This is a genomic window from Paenibacillus taihuensis (assembly GCF_003386535.1).
GTDB lineage: Bacteria > Bacillota > Bacilli > Paenibacillales > Paenibacillaceae > Paenibacillus_Z > Paenibacillus_Z taihuensis.
Window position 1 is genome coordinate 62,707 of record NZ_QTTN01000026.1, and the last position, 15,712, is coordinate 78,418.

15 protein-coding genes are annotated in these 15,712 nt (G+C 49.2%); all 15 read right to left on the minus strand.

Features of this window, described 5'->3' with window-relative positions:
• Positions 1-86: 86 nt before the first annotated feature.
• Positions 87-521: an IS110 family transposase gene (locus A8990_RS32190; RefSeq protein ID WP_245996115.1), complete on the minus strand. Its 435-nt coding sequence runs from the start codon at positions 519-521 to the stop codon at positions 87-89.
• Positions 496-1,380, minus strand: coding sequence for an IS110 family transposase (locus A8990_RS20125; RefSeq protein ID WP_245996116.1), 885 nt, complete (start codon positions 1,378-1,380; stop codon positions 496-498). Before A8990_RS20125 ends, A8990_RS32190 begins: the two co-directional genes overlap by 26 nt.
• A gap of 128 nt (positions 1,381-1,508) precedes the next feature.
• Entirely contained in the window at positions 1,509-1,898 is a 390-nt protein-coding gene (locus tag A8990_RS20130) for a hypothetical protein (protein WP_116190840.1), read from the minus strand.
• Positions 1,899-2,130: 232 nt separating this feature from the next.
• The gene (locus A8990_RS20135; protein ID WP_116190841.1) at positions 2,131-2,535 is read right to left on the minus strand and encodes a hypothetical protein; all 405 of its coding nucleotides are present in this window, start codon (positions 2,533-2,535) and stop codon (positions 2,131-2,133) included.
• A 192-nt stretch (positions 2,536-2,727) separates the two neighbouring features.
• Entirely contained in the window at positions 2,728-3,165 is a 438-nt protein-coding gene (locus tag A8990_RS20140) for an ATP-binding protein (RefSeq protein WP_116190842.1), read from the minus strand.
• Between the two features lie 411 nt (positions 3,166-3,576).
• On the minus strand, positions 3,577-4,446 hold the full coding sequence (locus A8990_RS20145; RefSeq protein WP_116190843.1) for a GNAT family N-acetyltransferase: 870 nt from the start codon (positions 4,444-4,446) through the stop codon (positions 3,577-3,579).
• A gap of 852 nt (positions 4,447-5,298) precedes the next feature.
• Complete coding sequence (locus tag A8990_RS20155) at positions 5,299-5,769, minus strand: DinB family protein (RefSeq protein ID WP_116190845.1); 471 nt, start codon at positions 5,767-5,769, stop codon at positions 5,299-5,301.
• 63 nt (positions 5,770-5,832) lie between these two features.
• On the minus strand, positions 5,833-7,965 hold the full coding sequence (locus tag A8990_RS32510) for a GMC family oxidoreductase (protein WP_116190846.1): 2,133 nt from the start codon (positions 7,963-7,965) through the stop codon (positions 5,833-5,835).
• Positions 7,966-8,062: 97 nt separating this feature from the next.
• The gene (locus A8990_RS20165) at positions 8,063-8,431 is read right to left on the minus strand and encodes a class I SAM-dependent methyltransferase (RefSeq protein ID WP_116190847.1); all 369 of its coding nucleotides are present in this window, start codon (positions 8,429-8,431) and stop codon (positions 8,063-8,065) included.
• Positions 8,416-8,634 carry a class I SAM-dependent methyltransferase gene (locus A8990_RS32775; protein ID WP_116190848.1) on the minus strand — a complete coding sequence of 73 codons (219 nt, stop codon included), beginning with the start codon at positions 8,632-8,634 and terminating at the stop codon, positions 8,416-8,418. The genes A8990_RS20165 and A8990_RS32775 overlap by 16 nt, the downstream gene beginning before the upstream one ends.
• 214 nt (positions 8,635-8,848) lie before the next feature.
• Positions 8,849-10,957 carry an alpha/beta hydrolase family protein gene (locus tag A8990_RS20175; RefSeq protein WP_181909685.1) on the minus strand — a complete coding sequence of 703 codons (2,109 nt, stop codon included), beginning with the start codon at positions 10,955-10,957 and terminating at the stop codon, positions 8,849-8,851.
• 110 nt (positions 10,958-11,067) lie between these two features.
• A complete protein-coding gene (locus tag A8990_RS20180; RefSeq protein WP_116190850.1) occupies positions 11,068-12,735 on the minus strand; it encodes an extracellular solute-binding protein in 1,668 nt (555 codons plus the stop codon).
• 67 nt (positions 12,736-12,802) lie between these two features.
• Positions 12,803-13,690, minus strand: a complete 888-nt coding sequence (locus A8990_RS20185; RefSeq protein ID WP_116190851.1) for a carbohydrate ABC transporter permease — start codon at positions 13,688-13,690, stop codon at positions 12,803-12,805.
• 21 nt (positions 13,691-13,711) lie between these two features.
• A complete protein-coding gene (locus A8990_RS20190; protein WP_116190852.1) occupies positions 13,712-14,683 on the minus strand; it encodes an ABC transporter permease in 972 nt (323 codons plus the stop codon).
• 11 nt (positions 14,684-14,694) lie between these two features.
• Complete coding sequence (locus tag A8990_RS20195; RefSeq protein ID WP_116190853.1) at positions 14,695-15,498, minus strand: sugar phosphate isomerase/epimerase family protein; 804 nt, start codon at positions 15,496-15,498, stop codon at positions 14,695-14,697.
• Positions 15,499-15,712: the final 214 nt, after the last annotated feature.

Genomic DNA, 15,712 nt, shown 5'->3' on the forward strand with positions numbered 1-15,712 from the left:
CGATTGCGTTTAGCGGACGGGTCTAAGCCCTTTTCGGGCACGAACTCGGTTCTCAATGCTTTCTTTGTCAAAATCCCGCGAACGAGTCAATATACGTGACGGTTCATCACCTTAGGCTGCTTGTGAAACGAGATAGCTGGCTTTTTCCGGAGAGAGGTTTCAGCCCAATGGACCATACCGATCAGAATTCGTGCCACTTTACCCACAAGCTTGAAGACAGACTGTTGCTTTTTCATGTGTTTTACTTGAACATTATGCTGATGCAATTCTTGAAAGATCGGATTAACTCCGATGAGTTGAATGGTTGCTAAGTATAGATATTTCCTTAGGTTGGAATCCCCTCGTTTGGAGATGACGATCTGCCCTTTCCTTTTTCCCGACGTGCTTTCTGCCAGATTCAGACCGGCATTGCGCAGTAACTGACGCCCATGAGCATACTGTCTTAGGTCACCTGCACCTGCTAAGATGGCCGCGACGAATATTGGACCAAATCCCTTAATGGAACGGAGCTGAACGGCCATGGGGATCTAGATGCTTTTCTATGTCTGCTAACATATCCATAATTCGTTCGAACTCTGTAATTAGACGCACAAAATCTTGCTTTGCTTCGGTTAAGGCTGTTACGTCTCCTACACTCCGCCTAGCTTGCGCAAGGAGCTCAGCAGCCTTTTGTATGCCTGTAGTGCTGCCTGCCCTTTGCATATGTTTTCTCCACATCGAAACGATCTCCGGTGTTGACCGTCCAGCAAGATCCTGCGGCGTAGGCAACTCCTTCAACGTTGCCATAGAACGTTTGCAGGTCCAATCCTTGAATACCAAACTGAACTCCGGGAACCGAATATCCAGCCACTGAATGATTCGATTTTGCAGCCGAACGCTATTGGTAACCCAAAATTCTCGATCACTCATCAGCGTTCGAAGACGCTGGAATACATGTGTCTGTTTGGTATGTTCATAGTAGAAGCCTCGACTTACTACATCTGCTATGACAAGTGCATCTTTTGGGTCGCTCTTCGATTGGCAGTTGTCGCGGTTTTCTTTATTGCGCTTTGTCGTTGCTGGATTGACTAAGACGACTTGCAATCCTTTATGGGTAAGCCAGTTGGCCAAGTTCCACCAATAATGGCCTGTTGGCTCCATACCAATGATTACTTTGCTCATACGATGCTTTTGCTGGAGGTCTTCCATCCACCGGTGCAGCTTTTCAAATCCCTCGATGCTGTTGCTAAACGATACATGTCGATTCGTGAGCACGATTCCACGATAATTCGTAACCTGTGCCACATGTGTTTCTTTGGCCATGTCGATTCCAACGATGAGATGCGAGGTGGTAATTCGTTCAATTCGTTGATTTTGAGCTTCCGATTGTTTAAACTTCATAACAAGAGCGCCTCCTTGATGTGTTGTGGACAAACCCATCATACCGAGGCGCTCCTTTTTTGACAAAGGCCATTTCTTAGCCTTAACAGGAATGTTTATTTGAACGCCGAATCGTCGTTTCCAACTAGCTACTCAACTTGATTAACTAAATTTATTAGTTCATTTTGAGTTAGTTTATTTTCTCCTAATGGCCCCAGATGGCCGTTGGCGTTAATGTAATACACAAAGCGAGCTATAAATCCATTCTCACTTTCCCACCATATCGACTGACTATCCTCATCTTCTTTATAATAGGCAAGTATCCCGTTTTCGAGCTGTATAGACTGCATTTCTTCGCTATCCGATAACGTATCAAGTTTGCCAATAATAACCTTGCTCAAAATGTATCTTATTTCTTGGCCAGTCTGCTTATTTTTATAATGGAATACAAATTGGTGAAGGTTATCAATTTCAATTTCAGTGCGAACCTCATTTACTTCAAACGGGAATTTTGAGGGTTCAGTGAAATCATAAAGCATCGAGTTGGTTCTGACATCCGTCTGCTTAACGCCATTACATCCACTTATTAAACAACAAAGTAGTAAGAAAATAATAAAACGAATTCTAAGCCCCCCTCATGGTTTAGTGCCTATATATTACCGCAAATTGGAACTGTTCTGCCTATTACTTCAATAAAACGGCAGCTGATCATTAAACCAGCTGCCGTCGGTGTTATATTGAGCGATAGTGTCCGTTAGCTAATCAATTTAGCTATCCTTCAACTAATTGATAAAATCTAATGTCGCCTTTTTCTGTTTCAACTATCAGTATGTCATTTCGCTCTTTGACACGGAATATCTTTGTTCCCACTTCCAGTTTATTTGCTGTTCCGTTTTTAAAATCTTTACTAACATTACTTTGGTGACTGATTTCAGTTACTTGTACGTCTTTGGTTAAATTTAACTCGTCTACCCATGACACTCCTGCATTATATATGGTGTCTCTATACATAAAAATATTAGCATTCGAATCCATTCTTAAAACTTCTTGAGCAGTTGGATTTCCAGTTGTAGTATTCACACTCTGCTGTTCTGAAATTTGCTTGATGGGTTCTTTTCCGCAACCAATCAACAAAGAAAAACTACATATTACAACATATATAATATTCCTTTTCACCAAATTGTCCCCCCTTTACATATCCATTAATTGAAATTGAGACGTGGAAATCCTCTTGAATGTTGCAGCCTTTATTCAACTCTCCTGCCCGTTAACGCAACAGGCCGCCGAATACTAAGCCTATTCTTCGTTGTGCTATCGAACCTGGTTAGCTTAAGTACATTGAATTTCATAATCTAAGCTTCAATCAAATCAAACTATACATACTTTATGAAACCCTTCAGACACCGTTGGAATTTCCAGACTATTGTGCATTCTCATTATCGCAGTATCAGAAACTGGCTTATCTCTTAGACTGTTTCTTTTACGGCAAACCTCAATCGGTGTACTTATGTAATAACAAATTTTTTCACAGTTAGAATATCTCTTTAAAGCAGCTACTCTTGTTCCTGATGCAACATTTGTAGCATCAAGTATGACGCTGATTCCCTTTGTTATATTATTAAATGCCCTAGTATATAATTCATTAAATACAATAGGATCAATCTTTTCATCATAACCACCAGGAAATAACTCTTCTTTTAATGCATCCGAAGACAGTATTACCGCAGTTTCTTTAATAGCTAATTCCTTTGCGAATGTAGATTTCCCTGCTCCGGGCAAGCCAACTAACATGATTAACTTAGACATATCATTTCCTCTCTTTCTTTTGTCTTACTTTTAGACACACCTCCTAGTATCAGTGACCCCGCTCCTCTCAATTTGTGAGTATAATAGTTTCACTCTTCTGTCCGTTTGTTGAGCGGATCACTTAGAATCGAAAGCAAGCGATGGACTGCTGTTTATCGGAACAGGCTGCCGTTTTTATGTCGGCAGCCTGTTATCTTTTCTGCTATTGTGTCCCGTTAGTTGAATCGATTATTGCTCAATGCTTCTCATCAAGCACCCAGCTACCACCGGCAAACTGCTCCATGATTCGTTAAACAAAAGTTCCGAGTTACATCCCTTGTCATCGAAACTAGGAGATACAGCTATTCGTGCTTGTCTGAAAGACAAGATAAAGGAACATCCGTTGCTGGATGGCCCTAATTGAACTATCGTTTATAGCTCATGGATAGTAATCACATAGTAACTAGATTCTGCAGTTATCTCAAACCCTACGGAATGATAGAGGTTTAGTGCACGTCTATTTTCAGTCACTACTCCAAGTCGAATTGTAGAACACTTCTGCTCTAGTAAAAGTTTAACTACACCAGCAAGAATTTCACGACCGTATCCTCTACCCTGTTGTGATGTAAGTACACATAAGTCGTGAATAACAGCAGTGTCCTTGTTCACCCAATTGACTCTGATCATCCCAACTGGCGACAGGCTGTCCAAAGCGATGTAAGTCACTCGTTCAGGTTCTATAGTGCGAGCAAAATAGTTCCTAGTCCATGTCTCTGAATCGCCAAAGGCTTGCGATGAACATCTAACCATAAATTCCAAATCTTGATTTTCTGCTAATTGTAAAGTCAAGCCCGAACGACATGATATATCTGCATGTAATTGATTTAGATTCATGGAGAACTCTGACGTTCTAAAGATTGCGCCTATATGCTTTATGAAGTCTATACCTGGCTTCGAATTCGATGGTATACGAAAGCGGCAGGTTTCGATGCCCTGTGTTAACATTTCGGACATCGCACGTTTTAGCAAAGCTTTAAAAACGCCTTGTCGACGAAAGCCCGGATGAACCATCCCGTTAATATTAGCTTCAGTCCCATCGGAAGTATACCAACTTACAAACCCTATTAACTGACGACCGAGAAAACAAAGGTATGCCTCGTCTCCCCCTATAGCTTTAAGGCTTTCTACGCCCACCCTCAAACTAGACCTATCATTCGTCTTGCATAGTTGCTCCAACGTTCGAATTTGATCTATCTGATGATTGGAATAGTCCATCATTTTAATACTTTGATATCCTTGCACTTATTGGTTGCCCTCATTAATAAGGAAATACGCAGTTTATGGACGATTAGGCGCTATCCTTTTAGTTTCTGTCCGCTTGTTCAAGGTTACCATTGAAACCGCCTCCTCGATAATGGTGACTATATTCTTCACTAAATACTGATAAAAGTCAAATGTCTCCAAAGAACTGCCTTTAAACTATTCTGCCCGTTAGCGGAACAACCTGCTGGATCATTTCAGCAGGCTGAGTTATTGAAGTATCGTGTCCCGTTAGAGCTTAATGAACTCTGTTGAATGCCTAATACATGAATACAGTGTTAACTGATGATCGCGATATATTGCTTCAAAAGTACTTTGCATATTTTTTCTTGTTTAATTCTCTTAGATTTGAATAGGTGTATTCCAAAGTAAGATCAAAACTCGTCTTTAAACTAATGTATTGCCCTAATTGATTATTAAAAAAGTAACTAGGCAAATTGTGGATCGCACTAATGTATTCTGATAGTTTCTTCCCTGGATTATTATCTTCTGACGTTCAATGCATTTGAACTAGTAAACTCTGCCTGCAACCTTTATGGCGCTTATCTTGTCGAAGTTATCATAAGACACATGCAGATAGAATGGATATTGACCAGCGACGGTGACAACGAGCCGGCTGTTAGGGTAACCGGTAAAGTTCGGATCGTGGAATCTTACCCATTTGATAAAGTATACAAACGAATTACCAATGGCACCTTTGATGATATCGCTTACTATTTTAAAGCAATGAAGCAGCATCTCATAAGCTTATGCACCATAAACAGGCCTCCGATAAATAAATCGGCAGCCTGTTCTTTTTTGTGCTATGATACCTGCTAACTTCGGTGCTATCGTTTAGAACAACCCCCGGCGAATGAGATTAGCCGTCACGGGGACTTTGTCCACTTCCCTCGACCATACAGACAATTGGCCTATATGGTGGATTTCGTGTGCGATGACATGGCGCATGATTTCTCCATATTTGAAGCTAACGAGCTCCCCCTTTGGAGTTAATTCCGATAGCTCCTTCAACTCCATTTCATTGGTCCACGACATGACAAAAGGACGAACCTCCTCGTGAAACCTAGCGGATAAATCCTTCACTTGCTGCAGGCTGGCATAGGATTCGAACGGCTCCGTGAACTCTGGTTTGCCTTGCAGCACAGATAACCAGCTGAATTCCACATCCGCAATATGAAACAACGTGCGCAAAATGCCTCCGATCCCGCCTATCCGCTCCTTTAGCAGTTCTTCTTCGGACACATCTTGGCACCAAGCGAACCAGTCTTGTCGAACTTGCCAATTATACTCGAATAATTTCAACATGTGCTTTGCCTCCTAATAGACCCTGAATTACGAGGGAGAAATACTATGCGAATAACTCCTGGTTTAACCTTGTTTCACTAAGTTCTCTGCTGTGCGGAAAGCTAGAGCCATAATGGTTAATACGGGGTTAACACCGCCATTGGTTACATGCACAGAGCCATCGCTTACCCAGAGATTATCATATCCATGAACGCGGCCGCTCGGATCGGTGACGGATACGGATGGGTCATTGCCCATGCGCAACGTACCCGATTGGTGCTGCCCGCCACTTAGCCCGTTACCGGCCTTTGTTCGCCAGACCTGACGCGCTCCTGCTGCCCAAAGCCACTTCTCTGCTTGCTCCGCCAGCATGGCAGAAGCTCGAAGCGATTCCGGATGAACGCCTCCGGAGAGCTGTGCAACGGGAGTGCCGTAGCGATCTTTCACCGTGGGAGAGAGCCTTACTCTGGATTCCGAGGTTGGAATTTCTTGGATAGGACCTTGAATCTGGCTTGTCCTCAGATAGGTTTCGCGCATCGTTTCTTTTCCTGCGAATCCCCACCTCGCAGCATCCGGCGCAAGTGCGCGATACCAGTGAACGAGCGGCAGCCTGGTAAATTCGTTAGCAAGCAGCCCTCCACCGATAATGCCCGTTTCGCTGCTATGCTCAAAACGGAATGTAGCAATGCTAACCCCCGGGCCTAGACCTTCTTGAATCGCCTCATCGAATATGCCGTATGCACCGGCATAGACATGTCCTTGAAGATGTCGGCCAACCTGACCATACCGATTGCCGATCCCGTTCGGTTCCGAATCGTTTGCCGAGTTAAGAAGAAGGCGAGCACTCTCAATGGCTCCGGCGGCGACCACCACATGTCCCGCTTTCACATAACGGCGCTCCCTCTTTCCGTCTATTTCCTGCACGAGATGAACTCCCGTGGCACGCTTGCCGCCTTCCGTTTCGATACGCTCTACGAAAGTATCGCGGATCAGCTCGCAATTCCCAGAAGAAATTGCCCTTACCAGCATGGTGTTGTGGCCGCCATTTTTACTATTGGTTGGGCAGGCAAATCCGACACACTGGCCGCATTGCCCGCAGGCTTGGCGATTGTCGCGTTCCACAGAATTAATGAGCAGAGGTACCGGCCCTGCGATCCAGCCTAGTTTCTCCGCTGCTTGAGCCAAGCGATTGGCTTCCCTGGTTCTCGGTAAGGCTGGCATTGGATAAGTATACTTCTTTATGCCTCGCCCCGAGTGGGCGTTCCCATCCCCCGAAACACCGATTTCCCACTCTGCGCGCTCGTAATAAGGTTCGAGGTCTTGATAACGAATCGGCCAATCGCTTAGCGAGCTTCCGTCAGGAATGCCGTAACGCGTTGCCATGCGAAAATCATCCGGATGGAATCGCCATGCCTGTGCACCGTATACCCTCGTTCCGCCACCCACAGTCATTGCGTTATTATGATAGTCACCTTCAAAAGGCGCAGTGATCCGTTCTTCATTCCCCGACAAAAGTATTGTCCGAGGGTTTCCTGCCAATGAAGGACCCGTGTTATGACCATATTTGCTCAAACGGTGGTTCCGTAAGTGATCATTTCCTACTTCTCCGTATCGAAGCCAGCTTCCGCGTTCAATGACGAGCACGTCAAGTCCAGCTTCAGCAAGAACGCCAGCAGCTACGGAACCGCCGGCGCCAGCTCCAATCACGACAACATCATATTGATCACGAAGCTGGTCGAATGACCGCTGTGGCAGATCAAATTCCTCGACTGGCAGCTCCGTTCCCGCTACGGGGCCCGGCCGGAAACCGATCATATCCCATGATTTACTCCCGTGATTTCCTCCAGATTCAGGGCTTCCATAGTACCCTTCGATGACAAGGCTCAATAACGTTTCAAAAACCAGCTTCGGTTGAACAGGCCAGTCCCGAACTCGCCCCTTCTCTACTTCATGAAGCAGACTGTCTTGCTCGACAGCAGACAAATCGGTGAAAGACTGGACACCGCGCTTTGTCGCTTCTGCATTTAGCGCGAGTAGACCCGGCTCCAAGAGATTCGCCCAAGTACCAGGATCTTCGTCTGCGTGTCGCCCCAAGTATGTAAGTACACCGGCTTTTGTCGCTGATGGCCAGGCATCTTCCGGAATCATACGGTCGGAAACCGCTTCCAAAACAGCTTTCAACTCTACAGAAAGAGACTTCTGCCCGCGAGGCTTCATCTATCTACACCACCCAGTGTCTAGTGAATTCTAACTGTTCTATTGTATCATCGAATCGCTTGAGCGACGTGAAAAAGATCTTTCATCTAAAAGGGGGTTACGTCCTCCTGTTCTGGATGCGTTCCACTACCCAATAGCCGTAATAGATCGTTGTCTGTAAAGCTTCATTCTCCCAGCCTGGTGCGTACCGATAGGTTAAAGGCCGAAGACCAAACTGCTCAATTGCAGCCACCGTCTCGGCGAAAGTCCAGAAAAAAATCCGAGTATCGGTCAGTCCTCCAGTTGCATCAATCCAAGGTGCATCATGAAAGGGCAATTCTGCGCGGCGTTCGTTTATAGTGAAGTAAAAACGTCCTCCACCTTCAAGAGCTGCCGATACGTTACCGATGTCATGTACCAGATTCTCGCAAAAGTCGAAGCATCCGTTAGCTACTATCGTGTTGAACTTACCTAGTTCAGCAGGCAATGCCTTACCTTGTGGAAATCGTGGACGAAATATTGACCGGAAGGACGCTTCTGTTGTGCCATGTCGATCATGGAATTGGATAAATCGATCCCGACAACCTCCACTTCAAGTGGCAATGCGTTTGTTAGATGTCCAGGTCCGCAACCAATATCAAGTACACGTTGCCCCGCATGTACGTTTTCTTCTAAAAAAGCCTGTATTATTGTACCGCACCTCCGTCACACCTTATTAGTTTCAGAACTCTCACAACTGCTTTTTCACTTCCTGAATTGTAAATATATTCCTATATTACTTGCATTTAGACGCGCAGACTGGATATAAAGTTGCGTTAAACTGTTCATTCCCTTAACGAAAAGGCCGCCTTCTACATAGACGGCAGCCTGTTGATGAGATGAGAAGCGAAGCTTAATCTCAGTATTAGTGTTTCACCGGTCTCTTCATCGGGTCGAGCCAGCTTTCGACGATGACAGCTCGAAGCTCCGCTTGCAATACATGCAGCAGATCGGGAATGTCAAAAGCGAGCAGCAGCCACGGCACGATAATGCCTGCATCGAACCCGTGCTGCTCCGCTTCCGCGTATGCGCGGAAGCTGGTGAGCAGCCCCGCTGCATGCAGGCTGCGAATCTCGCTGCCGCCGCTGAGCACGGCGGCATACAGGGCAGTGAGGGCATGCTCCTCCTGCCCGAACAAGGTCACTTCCGCCCGTTCGAAGCCGGGCGTCCGTTTCAAGCTGGCGATGGCGGCGAGCACATCCGCCACGCGCATCCCTTGCAGCGACTCGCCCAGCATTCGGGAGTTGTAGCTGCTCGCCAGCTCCGGCTCGAACATGCCGAACGTGCAGCCCGGCTCCAAAGCCGCTGGTCCCGTTCCTCGCGGGTGAACGGTCAGCACGGCATCATAGCCGGAGGACTCCCGGGCATGCTCCATCGCCGCTTCGTTCATACCCCCAATTGCGAGGCAGACCCGCGCCGATTCGCCCTTCCCGGCCGCGCTCCAGTGCTGGAGCTCCGCCGTGATCACCATGCCGTCCTCGGATTCGAACGTGATCGCCCCGTTCTCATCAGGGGCAAGCGGCCACGCCAGCTGCCTATTGCCATCGATCTGCAGCAGATTGCGCAGCTGCTCCCGCACCGCCGCCAAATCCAGCTTCAAGGCCTGCCTAGCTGGCAAGCTCCGCAGCCGCTCCTTCACAACATCAAGCAGCGAGCCGCAGCTGATTCCACCTATACCTACACCTACGCCTACACATACACCTGCACCTGCACCTGCTCCAGCACCTGCAGCATTTCCACTATCTCCCACCAAACAAAGCAGCTTTGCCTCCGAAGGCAGTCGCTCATAATCTACCGCTTTCGCCGGGCTCCATTCCACTTCGAAACTGCGGCAGAAAAACTGCAGCACCTGCTCCCGCATTTCCTTCCAGAAGCCGTGCCCCTGCATGACCACATGCAGCTCCAGCTGCTCTTCCGCTCCAAGCAGCCGGTACAGCTTCTTCGCTTCGACGAATGCATCGCGCACGCCATCGATCGGGAAGAAATCGAACATGGCGGCGCCGATGTGATACGGTTTCGGAGCCGCTGCCGTTACCAGGTCGCTGTGATCGAGTCCACGCGCCATGAAGCCGGGCAAGCATTGTTCCGCGTCCTGCGCCATTATGCGATACAGCATCGAGCGCAGCTCCGTGATGTAGCAGCACGGCGCAACCGCCTTCACGCGGTCGTCGTATGCGCCCATGTATGCCGACATCGTGCCGCCGCCGGAATTGCCGGTCACGCCGATGCGCGTGCCGTCCACCTCCGGCCGTGAGAGCAAATACGTGAGCGCGGCGATACTGTCCTGCATCATATAGGCGCCGAGATGCTCGCCGAGCAGGCTCAGCTTCTGGTCGAGGAAGCAATGTGCCGCGACCGGGTCCAGCCATGCCGCGGCGCCAGCGCCACTCGCACTCGCCGCAGCTCCCGCCTCCGCCACTCGCCGTTCTCCTTGCCCGACCGGATCGAACGTCAGCACGCAGAAGCCGTTCATAACCGCCTCTACGCAGAACGATACATACGACACATACGCCTTCCCTTCGTTCGCATGCCCGCAAAGCAGGAGCAATGCCGGAAGCGCCCCGACGCCGCCATCTCCATGAGAGCCGCTATCCTTCGGATAATAGTAGCTCCCTGTTGCGTAGATACCGGGCAACGTCTCGATACAGACCTTGTCGATCAAGTAGCTGCCTTGATCCAAGGTCCCCGTCACATAACCGCAGCCCCCGCTGAAATCCGTTCCAGTCGGCAGCGGACCAACCGCCGCGCGGAAAGCTTCGCGAATCCGCGCCTGATACGCTTCTGCGCTCGCTTTATCCTCCACCTTACGAAGCGCCGTTTTGCGCCCCACCAGATAATCCGAGTTCCGCTTATCTATATACTGACGGAATGGATGCTGGTGGAACCGTGCAATATCGGGATAATCCTCGATATAAGACAGCTCCCGCCTCCGATTCGCCTGTTCTTCCTGCAAGGAGATTGCTCTCATCATCATAAGCTCCTTTCGCCACACCATAAGAAAAGGAGGAGAGTCTCCTCTCCCCCTCCGTCCTCCCTTATTTCCATTCGCCTAGTTCGCTTGCTTACTCCGACTCACCTATTCCCTTACTTCCATTCACCCTGAATTCCGCTATCCGTCAGCAACTGGTTGACCTGGTCAATGATATCCTGACCGCCCTTGCTCAGATATTCCTGGACCATTTTATCCCAATCATCAACCGATTCCTGGCCAACGATCATCTTCGTCGTATGCTCGGAAACCGCCTGATCCAGCTCGGATACTTTCGCATACAACAGATCGGAGTGAACGCGGTTGACTGGATCCAAGTACGTCTTCGTATTCTTCAGCAGATCAACTGCCGACTGTACGAACGACTTCGTGAACGGATCCTGCAGCACCATTGCCGGCTGCGTATCTTCATCCGTAGGAGCCCAGTAGCGTACGCCCAAATAAGTCTCCGGCATTTCGCTGAACGCACCGTCGATGTCGAGGGCAACGCCGTTTTCCATATTGTAGCCTTTGCCTACCCCGCCGTGCTGCCAATCAAACTCCGGATTTTGATCGTTGCGCTGATCGACCGGAATGAACGTCATGAAATAGTTGATCATTTCGAGAATGCGATTGATTTTGTCCGGATCATCCTTCAAATTCGCGTTCAAGCTGTGCAGCTCATAATAGCCCGGCAAGCCGATAAAGCCTTGCTGCCCGTCGTCCTGCGTAAACGGAGGAATTACTGCGAGCTCTGCCGTTGGGTTCGTTTCTTTCAGCTGCTTGAAGCGCGTTTCGGAAATATCATATGGTTGCTCGTAGTAGATACCGGTCTTGCCAGCGAAGAAGTCTTTACGGGCGTCCGCCGATTTCGTAACCGCCCAGTCCTTGCTGATTGCGCCTTCTTTGTACAAGTCGCGCAGCAGCGTGACTTGCTTCTTGAAGCCTTCGGAGATATTGCCCGGAATGAGCTGGCCTTTATCGTTCTTGTTATACCAGCCGCTGTCCCACTCCGCACCCATCCACGCGCCGTACACAATGGACTTCGCAAGGCCGAGGCCGAGCGTATCGTTCTTGCCGTTCTTGTCCGGATCGTTCTTCGCGAAGGCAATCGCAACCTTCTTCAGCTCGTCATATGTTGTCGGCATCGACAAGCCGAGATTGTCGAGCCAGTCTTTGCGGATGATTGGCTTCTTGCCGTATTTGGCAGGGAAGTAGTTTGGAATCGCGTAGATTTTGCCATCCACCGTAACGGCATCCCATACGCTCTTCGGAATGCTCTTAATCGCATCGTACTTGTCGATATAGTCGTTGAGCGGAAGGAATGCGCCTTGCTTCGCCCATTTCACGAAGTTGGCGTCGACACCTTCCATACCGATCATGTCCGGCAGGTCGCCTGCAGCCATAACGACCGGCAGCTTATTCGCATATTCGTCATACGGCACGAACTGCGATTTCAGATCGACGTTGAACTTATCATTGATCATTTTCGCTCCGTTGCCGTTCGGGTCTGGAAGCGGGCTTGCCCATGTGCCTTGAATGCTGGAAATTTCGAGCTTCTTATCCGGCGTCGTTGTCGCCTGATTATCTGTCGTATTATTCGTTGCTGTATTGGCCGCCGTATCTGTCGTATTCGTGGATGTATTGCTGGAGTCGGTAGTCGTTTGCGTGGAGTTCGAGTTAGCCGTATTGTTCCCGGTATTGTTGTTCGAGCCTCCGCAGCCGGCAAGTCCTGTTACTAGACATACCGCTGCCAACAATGTAACGATTTGCTTCGTTTTCATGTGTAGCCCCTCCCTATTGTCCCTCTTAATGGTATGCCGAAACTGGACGCGATTACAAGACTGCTAGTTAACCCTTTACCGATCCCAGCATCACCCCCTTGGCAAAATGTTTTTGCAGGAACGGATACACGATCAGAATCGGAATCGTAGCCAAAATAATAGCAGCCATTTGGATCGTCTCCGGCGGAGGCAAATGCGCGGATCTCGCAGCTTCACGGGCAGCGCTGGCAAGCGTGTTCGTCGTGTCATCCAGGATGACGATTTGCCGCAGAATGACCTGCACGGTCCATTTTGTCGGATCGTTCAAATAGAGGATCGCTGTAAAATACGTGTTCCACTGGCCAACCGCGTAGAACAGACCGAAAGCGGCGAGCGCAGGCTTGGAGAGCGGAAGAATGACGCGCGTGTAAATTTGCAGATCGTTCGCACCGTCGATAACGGCGGCTTCATGCAGCTCTTCGGGTATGCTCAGGAAGAACTGGCGCATGACGATCAAGTTGAAGGCGCTGATCGCATCCGGAATGATGAGCGACCAGTAAGAATCAATGAGGCCTGTTGCTTTGACGACGAGATAAGTAGGGATCATGCCTGCACCGAAGATGAAGGTAAACAACACGAGGAAGAGATAGAATCGCTGTCCCCACAGCTTTCTGATAAGCGCAAAAGCCATAGTGGAGGTAAGCAGCAGGCTCACGATGGAGCCGACAATGGTAATGAATACGGTGACGCCGATGGAGCGAATGAACTCCTTGGATTCAAAGATGAACCGGTACGCGTCCAGCACCCATCTCTTCGGGAACAGGAGGAGGTCCGTATTCATGAACTCCTGGAAGGAAGAGAACGAAACCGCGGTAATGTAATAGAACGGAAACAGCATCACCAGCGACAGCAGCAGCAGCAGAAACAGGTTGATTCCGTCGGTGATCCGATCCGATAAACTTCGTTTGATCGGCATAGCTAGCCCACTCCTTCCTGATTAGAATACGCCTTCTTCGCCGAACTTCTTGGCAAACCGGTTCACGCCGACGATCAGCACGAGGCCGACAACCCCTTTGAATAGACCGACTGCCGTACCGAAGCTGAAGTCTGACTGCTGAATGCCTTTGAAGTAAACGAAGGTGTCTAGCACGTTGCCGACGTCCATCGTGAACGGGTTCAGCATGAGGAAGATTTGTGTGAAGCCGGAATCCAGCACGCTGCCAAGCCGTAAAATTAAGAGGATAATAATCGTGCCGCGGATGGCAGGAAGCGTAATATGCCATATTTGGCGCCAACGGCTCGCACCGTCCACAATTGCTGCTTCGTAGAGGGTCGGATTCACGCCGGCAAGTGCCGCGAGAAAAATAATCGTGCCCCAACCCGCTTCCTTCCAGATCACCTCGAGCACGATGAGCGGCATGAACCAGCCCGGCTGCTGGAGAAACTGGATGGAATCCATCCCGAAGGCGAGACCCAGCCCTTTGTTGACGATGCCTTCCGTCTTCAGGAAGATCGTCACAATACCGATCACGACAACCCAAGAGAGAAAATGAGGCAAATAGACGACCGATTGAATGAGCCGCTTCAGACGCTGGTTTCTCACTTCATTAAGCATGAGCGCAAGGACGATCGGGATCGGGAAGGCAAACACGATTTGCAGAAAAGATAGCCAGAGCGTGTTGCCGATTACCCTGATCACTTCCGCATCCTCGAAGATTCGCGCAAAATGCTTGAATCCTACCCAGTCGCTGTGCAGGAAGCCTCTGAACGGGCTGTAATCCTCGAAGGCGATAATGTTCCCGAGCATCGGCACGTAGCGGAACCAGATGAAATAGACCAGTCCCGGAATCAATAGAAGAAATCCGTAGCGCTCCCTGTATAACCGGGTGGCCAGCGACCTGCCTTGCGATTTGGCCTTGATATTAGCCGTCTTGCTGGCTTCCACCGATGTTGGTGTTGTAACAGCCATGCAGCTTCCCCCTATTCCTTGATATAGCGGATAAAATGCGGCAGCGCGACTTCCGGCTCTTCTATAGAAGGAACCCAGCGCTTCTCCCATTCGAAAGATAACCAGCCTTCGTAGCCTTGTTCAGCCAGCAGCTGGACACATTCCTTGATCGGCACATCCCCTTCGCCGCACAGCGTGATATCACCGTGCATGTCCGAGCCCCGCGTATCCTTGATATGCGTGTGCTTGATAAAGCGGCCTAATCGTTCGTAAGTGAGTTCAAGCGGCTCGCCGTCTCCGTACTTGTACGGATTGTTAATGTCCCAGAGGACGCCGAATGCGCTGCTGCCTACCTGCTCAATCACAGCAAGCAATGTACGAGAATCCGAGAAGTCGCCGTGCGTCTCCATCAAGACGGTAACACCGGTATCCTCGGCATAGCGGCTTACCTCCCCGATTCCCCTCGCCACCTGAGCAATCGTCTCTTCACGGGCAGCTTCATCCGGAAGCGCATCCCCGAACACCCGGATATAAGGAACGCCGAGCTTCACTGCGAGGTCGATCGCTGCTTTCCCTTCTTCAATAGAAGCATCAAACTTTGCGGGATCGTGGAAGACGCAGGATGTATCGAGACTAATAATTTCGAGGTTATGCATCTTAAGCTGCTGCATGGAGCGTTCCATATTTTCGGGTAAAAAAGGTGTACATCGGTGAACCATCATCTCTTGTTCAATGCCGCGTATTTCGATGCCGTCATACCCGAGCGTCGCAGCTTCATGAAGAATCCGCTCCCAGCTCCAGGTCGGGCACGCCAATGTGGAAAATGCTACTTTCATCCGGCTCGCCTCCGCCCTTCATTCTCTTGTTCATCGCCTTGCCTCTCGCTTGCTGATTCAACTGTACAGGATGCCGCATAGCAAAAGAAATTGGAGCATTTTTCACTCGTTCATCTATTTATCGCTAGCCGTAAAATTCGTGAAGAATTGAAAAAACCGACCAAGCACGTACGGTAAATTCGTGAACCATGCGAAATTGCTACAATTTCACTTT